At 73.4% G+C, this 18,120-nt stretch carries 15 protein-coding genes and 2 pseudogenes; 11 read left to right on the forward strand and 6 right to left on the reverse strand.

All coding sequences use genetic code 11. The annotated features are described in order from the left end of the window. Positions 1 to 121 precede the first annotated feature (121 nt). Positions 122 to 4,719: pseudogene (locus tag OV079_RS46365) on the forward strand (Lhr family helicase). A gap of 291 nt (positions 4,720 to 5,010) precedes the next feature. Here the strand turns inward: OV079_RS46365 and OV079_RS46375 are convergent. Continuing rightward, complete coding sequence (locus OV079_RS46375) at positions 5,011 to 5,598, reverse strand: Uma2 family endonuclease (RefSeq protein ID WP_267776387.1); 588 nt, start codon at positions 5,596 to 5,598, stop codon at positions 5,011 to 5,013. 159 nt (positions 5,599 to 5,757) lie between these two features. On the opposite strand from OV079_RS46375, the gene crtI reads away from it, so the two are divergent. The 5 genes from crtI to OV079_RS46400 all read left to right on the forward strand — a co-directional run bounded on the left by crtI (position 5,758) and on the right by OV079_RS46400 (position 10,265). After that, positions 5,758 to 7,191: a phytoene desaturase family protein gene (gene crtI, locus OV079_RS46380; protein WP_267776388.1), complete on the forward strand. Its 1,434-nt coding sequence runs from the start codon at positions 5,758 to 5,760 to the stop codon at positions 7,189 to 7,191. Then, entirely contained in the window at positions 7,188 to 8,180 is a 993-nt protein-coding gene (locus OV079_RS46385) for a phytoene/squalene synthase family protein (protein ID WP_267776389.1), read from the forward strand. The genes crtI and OV079_RS46385 overlap by 4 nt, the downstream gene beginning before the upstream one ends. 105 nt (positions 8,181 to 8,285) lie before the next feature. Next, entirely contained in the window at positions 8,286 to 8,990 is a 705-nt protein-coding gene (locus OV079_RS46390) for an HAD family hydrolase (protein WP_267776390.1), read from the forward strand. A 74-nt stretch (positions 8,991 to 9,064) separates the two neighbouring features. Continuing rightward, positions 9,065 to 9,784: a class I SAM-dependent methyltransferase gene (locus tag OV079_RS46395; protein ID WP_267776392.1), complete on the forward strand. Its 720-nt coding sequence runs from the start codon at positions 9,065 to 9,067 to the stop codon at positions 9,782 to 9,784. Between the two features lie 10 nt (positions 9,785 to 9,794). After that, positions 9,795 to 10,265, forward strand: a complete 471-nt coding sequence (locus OV079_RS46400; RefSeq protein WP_267776393.1) for a hypothetical protein — start codon at positions 9,795 to 9,797, stop codon at positions 10,263 to 10,265. A gap of 75 nt (positions 10,266 to 10,340) precedes the next feature. Here the strand turns inward: OV079_RS46400 and OV079_RS46405 are convergent, their stop codons facing one another. Further along, positions 10,341 to 10,514 carry a hypothetical protein gene (locus OV079_RS46405; protein WP_267776394.1) on the reverse strand — a complete coding sequence of 58 codons (174 nt, stop codon included), beginning with the start codon at positions 10,512 to 10,514 and terminating at the stop codon, positions 10,341 to 10,343. A gap of 122 nt (positions 10,515 to 10,636) precedes the next feature. Here OV079_RS46405 and OV079_RS46410 point away from each other — a divergent pair, with 122 nt between their 5' ends. From OV079_RS46410 to OV079_RS46425, 4 genes are all read left to right on the forward strand, one after another. After that, positions 10,637 to 11,224 (forward strand): hypothetical protein, encoded by a 588-nt coding sequence (locus tag OV079_RS46410; protein WP_267776396.1) that lies wholly within the window; start codon positions 10,637 to 10,639, stop codon positions 11,222 to 11,224. A 772-nt stretch (positions 11,225 to 11,996) separates the two neighbouring features. After that, entirely contained in the window at positions 11,997 to 12,644 is a 648-nt protein-coding gene (locus OV079_RS46415) for a glycosyltransferase family 39 protein (RefSeq protein ID WP_267776397.1), read from the forward strand. After that, positions 12,626 to 13,669 carry a hypothetical protein gene (locus OV079_RS46420; protein ID WP_267776398.1) on the forward strand — a complete coding sequence of 348 codons (1,044 nt, stop codon included), beginning with the start codon at positions 12,626 to 12,628 and terminating at the stop codon, positions 13,667 to 13,669. Before OV079_RS46415 ends, OV079_RS46420 begins: the two co-directional genes overlap by 19 nt. Then, a complete protein-coding gene (locus OV079_RS46425; protein WP_267776400.1) occupies positions 13,666 to 14,595 on the forward strand; it encodes a PA14 domain-containing protein in 930 nt (309 codons plus the stop codon). The genes OV079_RS46420 and OV079_RS46425 overlap by 4 nt, the downstream gene beginning before the upstream one ends. Positions 14,596 to 14,928: 333 nt before the next feature. On the opposite strand, the gene OV079_RS55140 is transcribed toward OV079_RS46425, so the two are convergent. From OV079_RS55140 to OV079_RS56790, 4 genes and pseudogenes are all read right to left on the reverse strand, one after another. After that, on the reverse strand, positions 14,929 to 15,447 hold the full coding sequence (locus tag OV079_RS55140) for a dehydroquinate synthase/iron-containing alcohol dehydrogenase family protein (RefSeq protein ID WP_338089013.1): 519 nt from the start codon (positions 15,445 to 15,447) through the stop codon (positions 14,929 to 14,931). A 173-nt stretch (positions 15,448 to 15,620) separates the two neighbouring features. Next, positions 15,621 to 16,172 (reverse strand): annotated as a pseudogene (locus tag OV079_RS59735) (iron-containing alcohol dehydrogenase); the annotation flags it as partial. Next, positions 16,085 to 16,390, reverse strand: coding sequence for an antibiotic biosynthesis monooxygenase (locus OV079_RS56785; protein WP_267776402.1), 306 nt, complete (start codon positions 16,388 to 16,390; stop codon positions 16,085 to 16,087). The pseudogene OV079_RS59735 and the gene OV079_RS56785, both read right to left, overlap by 88 nt. Positions 16,391 to 16,761: 371 nt before the next feature. Further along, a complete protein-coding gene (locus tag OV079_RS56790) occupies positions 16,762 to 17,592 on the reverse strand; it encodes a peptidylprolyl isomerase (protein WP_267776403.1) in 831 nt (276 codons plus the stop codon). A 205-nt stretch (positions 17,593 to 17,797) separates the two neighbouring features. Between OV079_RS56790 and rpsT the strand changes: the two genes are divergently transcribed. Continuing rightward, positions 17,798 to 18,079, forward strand: a complete 282-nt coding sequence (gene rpsT, locus OV079_RS46445; RefSeq protein WP_267776404.1) for a 30S ribosomal protein S20 — start codon at positions 17,798 to 17,800, stop codon at positions 18,077 to 18,079. The last annotated feature ends 41 nt before the right edge of the window (positions 18,080 to 18,120 follow it).

Consider the following 18,120-nt stretch of genomic DNA (forward strand, 5'->3'; position numbering starts at 1 on the left):
CTCGGTGGTATCATGAGGGCCCAGGTTGCGCCAGCGCGAGACGGAAGGCCGAACGGCTCTCGCGCATCTTGCTCGGGCCGCGCGTGCGCGGCGGCGGGCGGGCGCGTACACTCGCGGGCCCGTGAGCCCGAAGGACCCGCTCTCGCTGTTTCATCCGCCGACGCGGCGGTGGTTCGCGGACGCGTTCGGGGCGCCGACTTCGGCGCAGGCGGCGGCGTGGCCGGAGATCGCGGCGGGGCGGTCGACGCTGCTGCTGGCGCCGACCGGCTCGGGCAAGACGCTGGCGGCGTTCCTGGCGGCGATCGATCGCCTGATGTTCGCGCCCGAGCCCGCGCCGGAGCGGCGCTGTCGCGTGATCTACGTGTCGCCGCTCAAGGCGCTGGCGGCCGACGTCGAGCGCAACCTGCAGCGGCCGCTCGCGGGCATCGCCGAGGTCGCGGCGGCGACGGGCGCGGCGATCCACCGGCCGACGATCGGGGTGCGCTCGGGCGACACGACCCAGGCCGAGCGCGGGCAGCTGCGCCGGGCCCCGCCGGACATCTACATCACCACGCCGGAGTCGCTGTACCTGCTGCTGACGTCGAGCGCGCGCGACGGGCTGCACGCGGTCGAGTCGGTGATCGTCGACGAGATCCACGCGGTCGCGGCGACCAAGCGCGGGGCCCACCTGTTCCTCACGCTCGAGCGGCTCGAGGCGCTGCGCCGCCGCCACGACCCGGCCGCGCCGCCCCTGCAGCGGATCGGGCTGTCGGCCACGCAGCGGCCGCTCGAGGAGGTGGCGCGCCTGCTCGGCGGCGGGACCACGGACGCCGCCGGCGAGTGGCGGCCGCGCCCGGTGACGATCGCGGCGCCGCCAGGCAAGAAGGCGTGGGAGCTCACGATCGAGGTGCCGGCCGAGGATAGCTCCGAAGGACAGGTCTCATCGGGCATGTCGGAAGGGGCAGGGGCGAAGGGACAGGTCCCGGAGGGCATGTCCCCGAAGCCATCCGCGCGAAAGGCGGGGCGAGGCCGCAAGGCGGGGGCGCGCGGCGGCGGGCTGCAGGGCGCGGGGAGGTCGAACTGGTCGTCGATCGTGCCGCGCCTGGTCGAGCGGATCCGGGCCCACCGCTCGACGATGATCTTTTGCAACAACCGCCGCCTGGCGGAGCGGCTGGCCGCGGCGATCAACGACCACGCGCAGGCCGAGATCGCGCTGGCGCACCACGGGGCGGTGGCCCGCGACCGGCGGCAGATCATCGAGGCGCGGCTCAAGGCGGGCGAGTTGCCGGCGATCGTGGCGACGTCGTCGCTCGAGCTGGGGATCGACGTGGGGGCGGTGGAGCTGGTGATCCAGATCGAGTCGCCGCCGTCGGTGTCGGCGGGGATCCAGCGGATCGGCCGGGCGGGTCACCAGGTCGGGGCGGTGTCCCGCGGGGTGCTGGTGCCGAAGTTCCGCGGCGACCTGCTGGCGTGCGCGGCCGCGGCCCCGCGGATCGCCGCCGGCGAGGTGGAGCCTATCGCCTACCCGCGCAGCCCGCTCGACGTGCTGGCGCAGCAGGTGGTCGCCAGCGTGGCGATGGACGCGACCACCGTCGAGGCGCTGCACGCCGAGCTCCGCGGGGCGGCGCCGTTCGCCGAGCTGTCCCGAGAGACATTGGAGGGAGTGCTCGACATGCTGTCGGGCCGCTACCCGTCGGACGAGTTCGCCGAGCTGAAGCCGCGCATCACCTGGGACCGCGATTCGGGCCGGCTGACCGCGCGCGCCGGCTCGCGCACTCTGGCGGTCGTCAGCGGGGGGACGATCCCCGACCGCGGGCTCTACGGCGTGTTCCTGCAGGGCGAGCCGGGCGCGACGATGCGGCGCGTCGGCGAGCTCGACGAGGAGATGGTGTTCGAGTCGCGCGTCGGCGAGGTGTTCCTGCTCGGGGCGTCGTCGTGGCGCATCGAGGACATCACGCCCGACCGGGTGATCGTCAGCCCGGCGCCGGGGCAGCCGGGCAAGATGCCGTTCTGGCGCGGCGACGCGGCCGGCAGACCGGCGGAGTTCGGGCGGGCGATCGGGCAACTGACGCGCGAGCTGGCGGCCGCGACCCCGGCGGCGGGCCGGCGCAAGCTGACGCGCGAGCACTTCCTCGACGACAAGGCGGCGGACGATCTGCTCGACTACGTGCAGGCGCAACGAGCGGCGACCGGCGAGGTGCCGAGCGACGAGGCGATCGTGGTCGAGCGCTGGCGCGACGACGTCGGCGACTGGCGGGTGTGCGTGCTGTCGCCGTTCGGGGCCCGGGTGCACGCGCCGTGGGCGACCGCCGCGCTGGCCCGCCTGCGCGAGCAGCGGGGCGAGCAGGTCGAGGGGCTGTGGTCGGACGACGGCCTGGTGTTCCGCTTCCCCGACGCCGAGGCGGCGCCGGACATGTCGGCGCTGCTGCTGGGGCCGGAGGTGATCGAGGACCTGGTGGTGCAGCAGCTCGGGCAGACGGCTGTCTTTGCGGCCAGGTTCCGCGAGAACGCCGCGCGGGCGCTGCTGCTGCCGCGGCGCTTCCCCGGCCGGCGGGCGCCGCTGTGGGCCCAGCGCAAGCGGGCGGCCGACCTGCTGAGCGTGGCCGGGCGGTTCGGCTCGTTCCCGATCGTGCTCGAGACGTTCCGCGAGTGCCTGCGCGAGGTGTTCGACCTGCCGGCGCTGCGCGAGCTGCTGCGGCGGGTGCAGACCCGCGAGCTGCGGGTGGTGACGGTCGACAGCGAGCGGCCGTCGCCGTTCGCGGGCTCGCTGCTGTTCGGCTACGTCGGCAACTTCATGTACGAGGGCGACGCGCCGCTGGCCGAGCGCCGGGCCCAGGCGCTGGCGATCGACACCGGCCAGCTGCGCGCGCTGCTCGGCGAGTCGTCGCTGCGCGAGCTGCTCGATGCCGAGGCGATCGCGGAGGTCGAGCACGGGCTGCAGCGATTGACGCGGCCGGCGACGTCGGCCGACGCGCTGCACGATCTGCTGATCGCGCTCGGCGACCTGTCGCGGGCCGAGATCGCGGAGCGCTGCGCGCCGCCGGAGGCGGCCGGCGAGTGGCTCGGCGAGCTGATCGCGGCGCGGCGAGTTTTTTTGGCAGATAAGCTGGCCGATGGGACAGGTCGCTTCGCGGCGGTCGAGGACGCGGGCCGGCTGGCGGGGGCGCTCGGGGTGGCGCTGCCGCCGACGATCCCGCCGGCGCTCAAGGCCCCCGTGGCCGATCCGCTGGGCGACCTGGTCCGCCGCTACGCGCGCACACGGGCCGTTCACGACCGCGGCCGTGGCGACGCGGCTGGGCATCGGGACAGGTCCGATCGAGCATGTTCTAAAAAATATGGCGGCGGAGGGGCGGGCGATCGCCGGCGAGTTCACGCCCGGCGGTACGGGGGCGGAGTGGTGCGACCCGGAGGTGCTGCGGCAGATCAAGCGGCGCAGCCTGGCGCGCCTGCGCAAGGCGGTCGAGCCGGCGCCGCAGGCGGCCTACGCCCGGTTTTGAGCCGCTGGCAGCACCTGCAGCCGCGCCTGCGCGGGCGCGACGCGCTGCTGCAGGTCATCGGCCAGCTGCAGGGGACGCCGCTGCTGGCATCGGCGCTCGAGACGGAGGTCCTGCCGGCGCGCCTGATCGACTACCGCGTGGGCGACCTCGATGGTCTGTGCGCGGCGGGCGAGATCGGCTGGCTCGGGGTCGAGGCGGTCGGTGCCGGCGACGGGCGGATCGCGCTGTACCTGGCGGACCAAATGGACATGCTCCGAAGGCCAGGTGCGGAGGTGCCCGGGGAGCTGCCGGCGAAGGTCCGCGCGGCCCTGCGCGAGCGCGGGGCGCTGTTCTTCAGCGACCTGGCGCCGCTGGTCGGCGGCTTCGAACCGGACCTGCTGCAGGCGCTGTGGGACATGGTGTGGGCCGGCGAGGTCAGCAACGACACTCTGGTGGCCCTGCGCAAGCTGGTGTTCGGCTCGGCCAGCGACCGCCGCCGCGGGCCGCCGCCGTCGAGCCCGTTCCGCGCGCGCCGCCTGGGGCCGCCCGGCTCGGAGGGCCGCTGGTCGCTGGTCTGGCCGCCGCGACATGTTCTGAAGGGCATGTCCGAAGGGGCAGATGCGGTGAACGCGTGGGAGACGCGCCGGCGCCACGCGCTCGCGCAGGCGCTGCTCGAGCGGCACGGGATCGTGACGCGCGAGGCGGTCCAGGCCGAGGAGATCGCCGGCGGGTTCTCGGCGGTCTACGAGGTGCTGAAGGCGATGGAGGAGGCGGGCAAGGTCCGCCGCGGCTACTTCGTCGACGGGCTGGGGGCGGCGCAATTCGCAGTACCTGGCGCGGAGGACAGGTTGCGAGCGCTGCGCGACCCGCCGGCCGAGCCCGAGGCTGTCGTGCTGGCGAGCACCGACCCGGCCAACCCGTACGGGGCGGCGCTGCCGTGGCCGGAGCACCCGGGGGTGCGGGTCGGCCGCGCTGCCGGGACGTCGGTGGTGCTGGTCGACGGGCTGCTGGCCGCCCACGTCGGCAGGGACGCCCGCAGCCTGGTGCTGTTCGCGCCCGCGGACGAACCCGAGCGCTCACGCGTGGCCGAGGCGGCGCGCGCGCGCTGACGGGGCTGCTGTCGCCGGTGCGCCGCACCTTGCTCGTCGGCCAGGTGGACGGGACGCCGGCGCAGGAGTCGCCGTGGGTGCCGCTGTTCGAGCGAGCAGGGTTCGCGGCGACGAGCCAGGGGCTGTTCGCTCGCTGGGCCGGCGGCGAGGTCTGAGGACACGCACTTTTTCGACGAGCGGCCCTTCGGTCATGTCCTTTTGGACATGTTCAGCGAACTAGCGTGCGCGGTTCGATGGCGACGTCCGGGATGCTTGCGGCCGTGCTTTCGCCGTCGTTTGAAGGCGGTTGGGGGGCAAGCGGCGGCCAAGATCCGGGCCGCCGCTTTCGCCGAGGCTTTCGGCGGTCAGATACGGACAGCTTCCAGGCTCTTCGTCACCAGCAACGATACGCGCAGCACTTGCACTCCGGCAGCACGAAGCGTCGGTCGGCGAGGAGCCGGGCGAGGTCAACCGGGCTCGACCGTTGGCGTCGGCTCGCTCGGGAACAGGCGACCGACCGGCAGCTCGACGGCCTCGAAGGGGGCGATGCGGGCGTGGGCGGTCTCGTCGTAGACGCCGATGCTCTTCCAGTGGCCGCCGTCGAGCGCGTAGGCCTCGAGCAGGCGCGCGGCAGGGTCGACGAGCCAGTAGTGCGGGACGCCGTGGCGGGCGTAGAGCTGGAACTTGTGCAGCCGGTCGCGCTTGGTCGAGGAGGGGGAGAGGACCTCGCAGATCCAGTCAGGGATGACCTCGATGGGAAGCCGTTGCTGGTCGCCCACGAGACGGTGTCGACGCCAGCCGGCGAGGTCGGGCCTCACGATGTCGTGGGCGGTGAAACGGACGTCGATGTCGGGGATGATGTACCAGTCGCCAGGGCCCTGGTCGTCATCGTCGAAGAAGTTGCCCAGATAGCGGCTCATGCGAACCTGGGCCCGCTGGTGGCTAAAGGTCGGGCTCGGCTGGGCGATGAGCTCGCCGCCGAGGACCTCGGCCTTGACGTCCTCCGGCAGCGCGACGAGGTCGGCGTAGGTGGCGAGCTTCGTGGCGGCGGTCACGAAGTGAGGATACCACGGGTCCCCTGGGCGTGTGCCGGCGGGCCGCGGCGATACACTCGCGCGACGGTATGAGCGAGCAGGACAGGGTGATCGTGATCGGCTCGGGGCTCGGCGGGCTGGCGGCGGCGATGCGGCTGCGCGCGCGGGCACGAGGTCCTGGTGCTCGAGGCGATGGACCAGCCGGGCGGGCGCGCGGCGGTGTTCGAGCAGGACGGGTTCTCGTTCGACGCCGGGCCGACGGTGGTCACCGCGAGCCACCTGTTCGACGAGCTGTTCGCGCTGGTCGGGCGCGAGCGGCGGGACTACGTGCAATTCGTGCCGGTCGATCCGTTCTATCGCGTGCTGTTCCCCGACGGCTCGCGCTTCGACTACGTCGGCGACGAGCCGCGGATCCTGGCGCAGATCGAGCAATTCTCGCCGCGCGACGTCGACGGCTACCGCCGGCTGGCCGCCCAGGCGCGGGAGATCTTCGACATCGGCTACACCGAGCTGGTCGACCGGCCCTTCGATCGCTTCACCGACATGCTGAAGATCGTGCCCGACCTGGCGCGGCTCGGCTGCTGGCGCTCGATGTACGAGTGGGTCAGCGCGTCGATCCACGACGAGCGGCTGCGCCAGGTGTTCACGTTCCAGCCGCTGCTCATCGGCGGCAACCCGTTCCGCGCGCCGGCGATCTACGCGCTCATCCACTGGCTCGAGCGCAAGTGGGGCGTCGAGTTCGCGGTCGGCGGGACGACCGCGATCGTCAAGGCGATGGTGCACGTGCTCGGCGAGCTCGGGGTCGAGGTGCGGGTGAGCACGCCGGTGGCGGAGATCGAGGTCGAGGGCGGGCGAGCGACGGCGGTGCGCACGGCGGCGGGCGAGCGGATCGCGTGCGCGGCGGTGGTCAGCAACGCCGACCCGGCGACGGTCTACACCAAGCTGGTGGCGCGGCGGCATCGCCGGTGGAACAGCGACTTTTTGATCAGTCGCAAGAAGCTGTCGATGGGGCTGTTCGTCGGCTACTTCGGGGCCGACCGCACCTGGCCCGAGCTGGCGCACCACACGATCATCCTCGGGCCGCGCTACCGCGAGCTGCTCGAGGACATCTTCGAGCGCAAGGTGCTGGCCGACGACTTCTCGCTGTACCTGCACGCGCCGACGCGGACCGACCCGAACCTCGCGCCGCCCGGCTGCGAGGCGTTCTACGTGCTGTCGCCGGTGCCCAACACGCAGGCCGAGGGGCTCGACTGGGACCGGCTCGGCGAGGCTTATTTCAGCAAGATCGTCGACTTCCTCGGCGAGCAGCACGTGCCGGGCCTGCGCGAGCACATCGTCACCCGCAAGCACGTGACGCCGCGCTACTTCGAGACCGAGCTGCGCTCGTACGGCGGGGCGGCGTTCGGGCCCGAGCCGCGGCTGACGCAGTCGGCCTACTTCCGCTACCACAACACCTCCGAGGACGTGCGCGGGCTGTACTTCGTCGGCGCGGGCACCCACCCGGGCGCGGGCATGCCGGGGGTGCTGTGCTCGGCCAAGGTGCTCGAGCGGGTGATGCCGGGGCCAGGTCGCAAGGGACATGTCCCCCCGAACATGCGAGGAGCGGGGCGGTGAGCTACGACCGAGTCCGAGTGGTGGCCGAGAGCCGGGCGACGCTGGCCCGGCACGCGCGCACGTTCGACCTGGCGGGCTGGTTCCTGCCGGCGGAGCGGCTCGACGAGGCGGCGGTGGTGTACGCGTTCTGCCGCCTGGTCGACGACGTGGTGGATCTGGCGCAGGCGCCGGGCGAGGGGCTGGCGGCCGTCGAGGCGATCGAGGCCGAGCTGGCGGGCACGGCGGAGGCGCGGCCGCTGGTCGCCTGCTACCGCGATTTGCTGGCCGGCTGGGGCGTGCCGCTGCAGGTGGCCCACGAGCTGATCGCCGGCGTGCGCGCCGACGCCGGGCCGGTGGCGCTGCCCGACGACGCGGCGCTGCTGCGCTACTGCTATCAGGTGGCCGGGACCGTCGGCCTGATGATGTGCGGGGTGATCGGCGCCCGCGACCCGCTGGCCAGCCCGTTCGCCCTGGACCTCGGGATCGCCATGCAGCTGACGAACATCGCCCGCGACGTCGCCGAGGACGCTGCGCGCGGCCGGGTCTACCTGCCGGCGCACCGGCTCGACTTCGCGGGCACGAGCCCCGAGGCGCTGCTGGCCGGGACGGCCGGGCGCGAGGCCGTCGCCGGGGTGGTGCTCGACGTGCTGGCGCTGGCCGAGCGCTACTACGCCAGCGCCGACGCGGGCATGCGCTTCATCCCGTGGCGCACGCGGCTGGCGATCGTGGTGGCGAGCCGGGTCTACCGGGCGATCGGCCTGCGCCTGCGGCGGCGCGGCGGCGACGCGCTGGCGGGGCGCACGATCGTGCCCGCGCTCGAGAAGGCGCTGTGGACCGGCGTCGCGCTGCTGGGGTTCGTCCGCGGGGCGCTCCGCCCGCGCAGCGAGGCCCACGACCCGAAGCTGCACCGCTTCATCGCCGACCTGCCGGGCGCCGACGCCGGGACCCGCCGGCCGTCGCGGGTGACCCGCGGCGGCCGCGTGCTCGCGCTGGTCCGCGAGGTCTTTTGATGACGCGGCGTGCCTGGCGGATGGAGCATGTCGCTCGAGACATGTCGCTCCGGGCATGCACCGGAGGACATGTCGTAAAGGGCATGAGCGAAGGGGAGCGCCGCGATGGCGAGTGACGGGGCGATCGAGGGGGTCGTGTTCGACCTCGACGGCACGCTGTACGACAAGCGGCCGGTCGAGCGGTGGGTGCTGACGCGGATGCTGCCGGCGCTGCCGCGGCTGTGGCGCTACACGAAGGTGCGGACCGGGCTGGCGGGGGTCGACTTCGACGACGCCGGGGCGCTGGCGCGCGAGACGCTGCAGCGGCTGGCGAGCGACGACCGCGGGCAGGACGCCTGGCGCCGGTGGATCGCCGACAGCTACGAGCCGCAGGTGCTGCGGGCGGTCGAGCGGGCCGGGCGGGTCTACCCGGGGGTCGCGGAGGTGCTGCTGCGGCTGCGCGCCGGCGGGCTGCGGCTCGGGCTCGTCAGCGACTACCGCGGCGCCCACGACCGCCTGCGCGCGCTCGGCATCGACCCGGCGCTGTTCCACTTCTCGCTGGTGACCGAGGAGCACGGGGCGATGAAGCCGGCGGCGCGGATGGCGGCGCGCACGCTGGCCGGCATGGGGCTGCCCGGGGAGCGCATGGTCATGGTCGGCGACCGGGCGTTCGCCGACCAGCGGTTCGCCGAGACCTGCGGCATGCGCTTCTTCGGCGTGCTGGCCGGCGGCGACCCGCCGGACCCGGCGTGGACGCCGTGGCCGGGGGTGCGCGCGGCTTTCCGCGCTGCTGCGCTGAGGGTATGGTCCGGGGTATGCGAAGAGCCGTGATCGTCGCGCTCGCCGGGGCCCTGGTCGGGTGCAATCGTCAGCCCAGCCCGCCCTCAGGACATGTCGCGAAGGACATGCCCAAACAGGCAGGCGCGGAAGGACATGACCACGACGCCAAGAAGGAGCGGGCCTTCCACGCGCAGGAGCACGAGGAGCAGGCCCAGGCCTACGAGGACCACCGCGGGCGCGGGCACCACAAGCACCACCGCTTCACCGACGCGGCCGAGTGGACGGCCCAGTTCGACAGCCCCGACCGCGAGGCCTGGCAGAAGCCCGACGAGGTGGTGGCGGCGCTGAAGCTGACGCCGGCGATGACCGTCGCCGACCTCGGCGCGGGCACCGGCTACTTCACGGTGCGCCTGGCCAAGGCGGTGCCCGAGGGGCGGGTGATCGCCAACGACCTCGAGCCCGCCATGGTGAAGTGGATCGGCGAGCGCGCGGCCAAGGAGGGGCTCGCCAACGTGACCACCGTCGAGGGCGCCAGCGCCGACCCGAAGCTGCCCGAGGGGCTCGACGTGGCGCTCATGGTCGACACGTACCACCACATCGACGAGCCCTCGCGCTTCTTCGGCAAGGTCCGCGACGCGCTGAAGCCGGGCGGCCTGTTGGTGGTCGTCGATTTCAAGAAAGACGCGCCGGAGGACGCCCTGGGCCGCCGGCGGCCATGCGCGTCGACGACGCGATCGTGGCGGCGCACCTGCAGAAGCTCGGGTTCTCCCACGAGCGCACCGACCGCGAGCTCTTGCCCTACCAGTACCTGGTGTTCATGCGAAAGGCCGGCTGAGGTCTGCTAGGCTGCGCGTCATGAAGCAGATGACGCGGGCGTGGCTGGTCGGTCTGTCGCTGTCGTCTGCCTGTAGCCCGGGGTTCGAGCCGCGCGAGGGGCGGTGGGAGTTCGTCGTCGGCGAGGTGCTCGACGACGGCTGCGGCGAGATCACCGAGCGGCTGGCGGTCGACTTCAGGCTCGAGACGAAGCGGGGCGGTCGGTTCACGGTCGAGCCGGTCGACGGCTCCGGGGCGAGCCCGTGCGAGCTCGCGGGCATGGAGTTCGAGTGCCCGGAGCACCTCGTGCGGGTGACGATCAAGGGGACCGACGCGATCCTCGACGCCAGCATGACCGAGGTCGGCAGCTTCGCGTCGGAGACCGAGGGCAGCGGGCGGCGCGACGCCCGGGTGGTGTGCACGGGCGGGCAGTGCCCGCTGGTCGCCGCGGCGACGCAGACGACGTTCCCCTGCACCGCGGCGCTCGAGTTCATGGCGGCGCACGTCGAGTGAGGGCGACTGGCCTCTCGGGCCGTGTCTGAATGAACATGTACCGAGGTACATGGTCGTTCAGGCATGTTGCGAAGGTCAGGCCGGCAGGGCGGCCTCGTCGACGCGGCCGAGGACGTGGACCGCGGCGACGACTGCCGCCGGGCGGAACACCAGGGCGGCGAACGGCACGGCGATGATGGCGGCGACGCCGAGGCCGAAGCCGAGGGCGAGCTCGGGGTAGCGGGCGACGAGCGCAGCTCGCGCCGCCACGGTCGGCTGAGCCGGCGCAGCAGGCCGGAGAACTTGCGCAGCAGCGGGACCTGCCACAGGCGCACGAACCACGGGTCGACCGCGGGGGCGGCGGGGTCGACGGGGGCGGCGGGGTCGACGGTGTGACCGTTGTCGAGCGCCTCGACGACGATCCAGTGCAGGGCCCAGGAGCCGGCGACGGCCCAGGCGAGCCACTCGAAGCCGGGGGCGGCGGCGGGCCAGAACTCCTGCACCAGCTGGAAGGCGAGCCACACCGGGACGAGGCCGACGCCGAGGAGGATGGCCTGGCGGACGGCGTCGGCGATGGCGGTGCGCAGCCTGGGCATGTCGGCTGTCCTCGGGGACAGGCCGAGCGGGACGCGGGCGGCGGCGGCGAGGCGCCGGTAGGTCTTGCCGAACAGGAGCACCGGGGCCGGCGCGAGGGTGACGAGGGTGGCGAGGAAGACGTCGAGGCGGCCGCCGGCGTCGTCCTCGGCGCCCAGGGCCACGAGGAGGCAGAAGCCGGCGAACAGCAGGACCGGAAAGGCGGCAGCCCGCAGCAGGGCCGGCTCGCGCACGACGACGCGCAGGCCGAGCAGCGGCTGCGCGAGGCCCCAGGCGAACAGGACGAGGCCGCGGCGCGCCGGGAGCGGGCCGGGGGCGAACCAGGTGCGCGGGGCGAGGACCGGCGGGGCAGAGGCGGGGGCGGTCACAGGCGCGAGCGAGACTAGCACGCGCGCGTGAGCGGCGGAGGGCGCAATTGCGGGGGCAGGCGCGGGCGGGAGCGAGCGGAGGCGCAGGGCGGCTGCCCCATGGGACAGGTAGAGGGCGGGGCCGGACGCCTGAGGGCGCGGCGGATGGTTCCCTTCGGGCCGGACGAGGATGGCGGTGACCGGAAGACGGAGCGGCGGTGGGCTCCCCAGGCGCTGCGGGTATGTCCCGTGGGACAGGTGGCCGAGGCTGGGCGTTCGGTCGGCGGCCCGGAGAGACAAGGGGAGGGCGGTGGTCGGAGAACAGACCGAGGGGGTGCCTCGAAGGACAGGTTCATGGGCGAGGTGTGGCGGCGGCGAAGAAGGCGGATCGCGAGGTGTGGCGGCGAGTCATGCGTCGCGTCCGAGACGTGCCTGTCTCGCGGGACATGTCCCCTGTGCGCCACGAGCTGGCGGCGGTCGCGGCGTGCCTTATAAAAGATGTCTCTTGAGACATGTTTTGAGGGACAGATCATGGGTTCGCGCAGTTCTTGCTGGCGCGGGGTGCATGGGCGGGCGTGCGTGGACGCGCGGGATCTGTCACAGCACCGCTTCATCGTCGCGAACTGCGGCGGCGCGCGTGACCTGCAGGTCGCGAGCTCGCGAACAGTGACGCGGGTGCTTGAACCGGCCGCGCTGCTCGCCACACTGGGGGCAATTTCGAGGTCGGGGCCGCTTGTCACACGCATCATCGTCGTTGCTGTCGCGCCTGTTACCGTCGACTTCCGCCGCGTCCGCGCGGTGGTACGACCGCGTGGCGTGGGCGTGGCTCGCGGCGGCGCTGGTGACGGTGCTGTGCACCTTCCGCCAGTACGGGGTCACGTGGGACGAGGCGTGGCACCTGGCGTACGGCTCGCGCATCTCGCAGTGGTACGGCTCGGGCTTCACCGACACCGGCGCGCTGACCTACCGGATCAACTACCTCTACGGCGGCGGCTACGACCTGCTCGGGGCGATCTTCCGCGGCATCGCGCGGCCGATGGAGGGTTTTCCGGCGATCCACCTGCTCGGCGGGCTGGTCGGCGTGCTCGGCCTCGTGGGCACGTGGAAGCTCGGGCGAGCGCTCGCGGGCCCGCGCGCGGGGCTGCTGGCGCTGGTGATGTTGACGCTCCACCCGGTGTGGTGGGGCCACATGTTCAACAATCCGAAGGACAGCCCGTTCGCGGTCGCGTACGCGTGGAGCCTTTATTACATGGTGGCGGCGATCGGCGAGCTGCCGCGGCCGTCGCGGGGCACCCTGGCCAAGCTGGCGGTGGCGATCGGGCTGGCGCTGAGCGTGCGGATCGCGGGGCTCATCTTGCTGTGCTTCCTCGCCCTGGTGCTGGGGCTGTTCGTCGCCCACGCCGGCTGGCTGCGGCGCAATGGGCGGCGCTGGCGGCCCACGTGCGGCGGGCGCTGGTGATCGGGACGTCGGTGACCGCGGGCGCGTGGGCGGTGATGCTGATCGGCTGGCCCTGGGCGCAGCTGGACCCGCTGACGCGGCCGTTCATCGCCCTGCGGCGCATGAGCAGCTTCGACGCGCACCAGCGCAAGATGCCGTTCGGCGACGCGTACGTGTGGAACTACGACATCGGCTGGGAGTACCTGCCGCACTACTTCGGGTTCCAGACGCCGGAGCTGGTGCTGGTGATGCTGGCGATCGGCACGCTGTGGGGCGTGGCCGCGCTGCTGCGCCGCGGCGGCCGGCCCGAGCACGTGCGGCCGGCGCTGGCGCTGCTGCTGCTGGGGATGGCGATCTTCGTGCCGCCGATCTACGCGGTCTACAAGGGCTCGCCGCTGTACGACGGCTATCGTCACTTCCTGTTCGTGGTCCCGCCGATGGTCGCGCTGGCGGCGGTGACGACCGAGGCGCTGATCGTGCGCCTGCGCCGGCGGTGGGCGCGGGCGGCCGCGTGGGCGCTGACGGGGGCGCTGCTGGTCGACCTGCTGGTGCAGTCGATCCGGCTGCACCCGCACCAGGTGGTCTACTTCAACCGCCTCATCGGCGGGGTGGCCGGGGCGATCGGCCGCTACGACACCGACTACTACGGGAACACCAACCCCGAGGCGATGCTGGGGCTGCAGCGCTGGCTGTGGGACCACGAGCGCGCGACGTACCTCGACTCGGTGTACTACTTCACCGGCTGTCTCTCGGGCAAGGCGATGCACCTGCACGTGCCGGGCAACTTTCGCTCGTTCAAGACGCGGCCCGGCGAGCAGTACTCCGATTTCAGCGTCGGCTACCTGCGCGACCACTGTGACACGCGCTTCCCCGATGCGCCGCAGATCTTCGCGGTCGAGCGCGACGGCGGGGTGCTCAACGTGGTGAAGGATCTGCGCGGCCTGCCGGTGTCCCACCGCACCGAGAAAGGCGCGCGCAAGCGGCTGCCGCCGACCAAGGCTGCTGCGCCGAGAGCGAGCGAGAAGGACCAGGAGGTGAGCGGATGATGACCGAGACCGAACGTGCCCTGACCGTGGCGGAGGCGGCCCACCGGGCCGCGCGCGCGGTGACCGTCGACCCCTCGTGCGAGCCGCGCAGCGCGGCCCACCACCTCGTCGGCGCGTGGGAGGCGCTGGCGCGCGCGGTGTGTCCCGAGGGACATGTTCCAGAGGACATCGAAAATGTGGGCGGGTGGCTGCCGGCGCGCCTGCAGGCGGCCGTCGGCCCGCGCGCGGTGGCCGAGCTGGGGCGGGCGTTGCCGGCGCTGCAGGCCGAACGGCGCCGGCCGGCGTGGCAGGCGGACAGCTTCGCGCTCGGGCGCGGCGAGGTCGAGGCGCACACGTGGCGGCTGGGGCAGCTGATCGCGCTGGCGCGCGGCGAGGCGACGCCGCGGCCGAAGTGGCACCGGCGAGCGGCGATCGCCGCGGCGGCCGCGGTGGTGCTGCTGCTCGCGGTGCGGCCGTGGTGGACGCTGACGCTGCAGCCGTGGCGCGGGACCTACTACGCCCGCTCCGACCACAGCGGGAAGTGGCAGATCCGCTACGACCGCCAGATCGACTTCGACTGGGGCCGCGACGCGCCGATGGACGACGTGCCGGCCGACCAGTTCTCGGTCCGCTGGGACAGCTGCCTGCACCTCGACGCGCCGACGACGGCGATCTTCCAGTCGATCTCCGACGACGGCTCGCGGGTGTACGTCGACGGCGACCTGATCGTGCTCAACCGGACCCGCGGCAAGACGCAGTCGCGCGGCGGCGAGGCCCAGCTCGAGGCGGGGGTGCACCACGTCCGCGTCGACTACAGCGAGTTCTCCGGCGACGCCCACGTGCAGGTGCTGGCGAGCTTCGAGGCGGACGCCCCGCCGGCGCCGATCCCGGTGTCGATGCTGCACGCGCCGCGCGGGCCGGCGAGCGAAGAAGACCCGTGCGAGTGATTTTCCCCGGGTGACCGCGGGGCGTGCGGCGAGCCTTCGGCGCTCCTGTGCGGCGCGAGCGGATGCTGCCCACAGGCCGCGCGAGCAGCCTCGCCGAGCGCGGGGAGGCGGCACGGTCGGCGAGGATTCGCGCTGCGGTGCAGCTCTCGAAAGAGGACGACGGTTCCGCATGGCCGTCGCGGCCTCGGGCGTCGCACGCCGGTGGCGCCGCGCGAGGCCGTGCGTTCACGGCTCCCGCTGCGGCGGGCGGGCTCGCGGGCGAGCTTCAGAGCATGTTCTCTCGAACATGCTCGAAAAGAAATGTCTTCGTGAGCATGTCCCGGAGGACATGCCTCACAGCGCGGCGGCCAGGGCCTCGTGCAGCTCGGCGTCGGTGAGGTCGAGCGGGTTGCCCTTCATGCTGCTGGCGCGGCGGGAGCGGTCGACGAGGTCGGGCAGGTCGGCGGGGCGCAGGCCGAAGGCGGCGAGCGGGCGGATCTGCAGCGATCCGACCAGGGCGCGCAGGTGGTCGATCGCGTCGTCGAGCGTGGCCGTCGGGTCGCCGGTGACGAGGCGGGCGACCTCGTCGAGGCGGGCGAGGACGGGGCTTTCGGGCTCGCGGGCCTTGAGGGCGCGGGCGTTGATCCGCAGCACCTCGGGCAGCAGGCGGGCGCACACGGCCCCGTGCGGGGCGCCGGGGAAGGCGCCGCCGATCGGGCCGGCGAAGCCGTGGACGGCGCCGAGAGCGGCGTTGGCGAGGGCGAGGCCGCCGAGCAGGCTGGCGAGGGCCATGTCGCCGCGGGCCTCGAGGTCGCGGCCGTCGGCGAAGGCGCGCGGCAGGCCCGCGCGGCGCGGGCGATGCCGTCGCGGCACAGGGCGTCGGTGATCGGGTTGGCCTTGCGCGACACGAACGGCTCGATCAGCTGGGTCAGCGCGTCGAGGCCGCAGTCGGCGGTGACGGCCGGCGGCAGCGAGAGGGTCAGCGCGGGGTCGACGATCGCGGCGCGCGGCAGCATCTTCGGGCTGCGCAGGCTGACCTTGACCCGCTGCGCCTCGGCCGCGAGCACGGCGTTGCGCGTGACCTCCGAGCCGGTGCCGGCGGTGGTCGGGACGGCGACGAAGGGGACCGGGTCGTGGACCAGCGGACGGCCGCGGCCGACGACCTCGAGGTAGTCGAGCGGCGGGCCGGGGTTGCGCACGAGGGCGGCGATCGCCTTGCCGGCGTCGAGCGGGCTGCCGCCGCCGATCGCCACCACCACGTCGCAGTCGCAGGCGCGCGCGGCCGCGACGCCGCGCTCGGCGTCGGCGACCGTGGGCTCGCCGGCGACCGTGAACACGGTCACCGCGAGGCCTGCGGCGCGCATGTCCTCGAGGACAGGTTCGACGCGGGCCCGGTCGCGGCCGGTGACGACGAGGGCGCGGCGGCCGTGCTCGCCGGCGATCGGGCCGACCTGGGCGGCGGCGCCGACTCCGAAGACGATCCGCGCGGCGGTCGCCAGCTCGAACGGGATCACCACGCGTCGTCCGCCGGGAACACGTTGGCGAGGCGGACGCTGGTGCGCGGGCTGGCCATCATCGGCGCGACCGCGTCCCGCCACTGCTGGTAGTGCGCGGTCTCCTTGTGGCGCGCCGGGGCGCCCTCGTCGCGGTAGACCTCGACGAGGATGAAGCGGGTCTCATCGTCGTCCTGCTGCAGGACGTCGAAGCGGGCGATGCCGGGCTCGCGCACGCTCGCGGACGCGTTGGCGACGGTGGCGGTCCGAAACGCCTCGACCTGGTCGGGCACGACGTGGACGTGGACATGGACGACGAGCACGCCCCACCATAGCAGAGGTCGGGCGGGATCGGCCGGGCCGGCTCGCCGCTCGTGGCTCCGTGCACGACCCGGTGGGCCACGGGCGGCGGGCGGCAGCTCGGCCGCCGCTCGGGCGCGAGGTCCCAGGAGCGGGCGAGCGCGGACGAGATGTCCTCGGGGACATGTCACTGGGCAGGGCGCGGCCGGGTCTGTCCCTTGGGTCAGGTCGCCGCGGCGACCACGGACGTGGGCGCCGGTGACCGAGAGTCCGCTTGGACCGGCCGAGGCTTCACATCGGCCGGCGCGAACGGCGTATCGGGCGCATCGCGCTGCTTCGAGACATGCACCACGGGACATGCCCCATGGGGCCTGTCCGCGAGGACAGGGGCGCGTCAGCGGACCTTGGGGCGGCGGACGATCTCGGCCGAGTTGAGCAGCTCGGGGTCGCGCGGCTTGTCGTTGGCGTCGCGCGGGACCAGGGCGATGTCGTCGGCCAGGCGCATGGCGGCGTCGTTGCAGTGGCCGAACACGGTGTGCTTGCCGTCGAGGTGCGGGGTCGGGTTGAGGGTGATGAAGAACTGGGCGCTGCCGGTGTTGGGGCCGCGGTTGGCCATGCTCAGCACGCCGGGCGCGTCGTGGATCAGCTCCGGATCGATCTCGTCCTCGATCAGGTAGCCGGGGTTGCCGAGGCCGGTGCCGGTCGGGTCGCCGGCCTGGACCATGAAGCCGGGGATCACGCGGTGGAAGGTGGTGTTGTCGTAGTACGGCCGCTTGACCCACGCGTCCGAGGCCTTGTCGTACCAGGGCCGCAGGCCGCGGGCGAGGCCGACGAAGTTGGCGATGGTCTTCGGCGTGCGCTCGACCTCGAGTTCGCACTCGAGGACGCCGCGCGGGGTCTTGAAGAGGACCCACAGCGCGTCGTCGGGGCGGCCCGGCAGGCCGGCGAGGGCCTCCTCGAGCGTGAACTCGCCGGATTCCGGGTCGCCCTGGGCGATGTTGTAGGCCTTGAGCTGGGAGGGCGAGAGGCCCTCGGGGCCGGGTCGCCCTTCTTGAAGGCGATCTCCGCACCGCCGCCGCCTTCCTCGGCGCCCGCCTCGCCCGGGGCCGACGGGCGGCCGGACTTGCGGGCGGCCTTGGCGGCCTCCATCGCGGCGATCTCCTCCGGCAGCGGGGGCGGCGGGACGAACACGCAGCCGACCAGGACGGCGGCGAGCAGGCTCCACGGGCGCGGCGAAGGGGCGATCGGCATGGTTGTGAGGGTCTACACGCGTCGGCACGTCGGTGCACGGTCAAAACTCGGGTGTAATGACCCGTGGGGCCCATGGCCGCGGCGCGCGGGGCGTACAGTGGCAGCCGGTCCTCGCCTTGACAAGGGCCGGGGCTCGGGTCCATAAGCTCCCTCCCTCCAGGAAACGAAGAGCAAGAGCCGTGGCGAACCATAAGTCGGCAGAGAAGCGCAACCGTCAACGTCTCAAGCGGCGCGAGCGTAACGTGTTCCACCTGTCCACCATGCGCACGTACATGAAGCGGCTGCGCAAGGCCCTCGAAGGCAACGACCTCGAGGGTGCCAAGGAGGCCCTGCCGCTCGCGCTGCAGGCGATTGGCAAGGCGGCGAGCAAGGGCGTGATCCACCGCAACACCGCGTCGCGTTACGCGTCGCGCGTGCGCCTCGCGTTCAACAAGAAGAACGCCCCGGCGGCGGCCGCCTGAGCGTCGGCCGCCGCGCCCAGGCGCGGCGGTGAAGAAAGCAC

It is taken from the genome of Nannocystis pusilla (assembly GCF_026626665.1).
GTDB lineage: Bacteria > Myxococcota_A > Polyangia > Nannocystales > Nannocystaceae > Nannocystis > Nannocystis pusilla.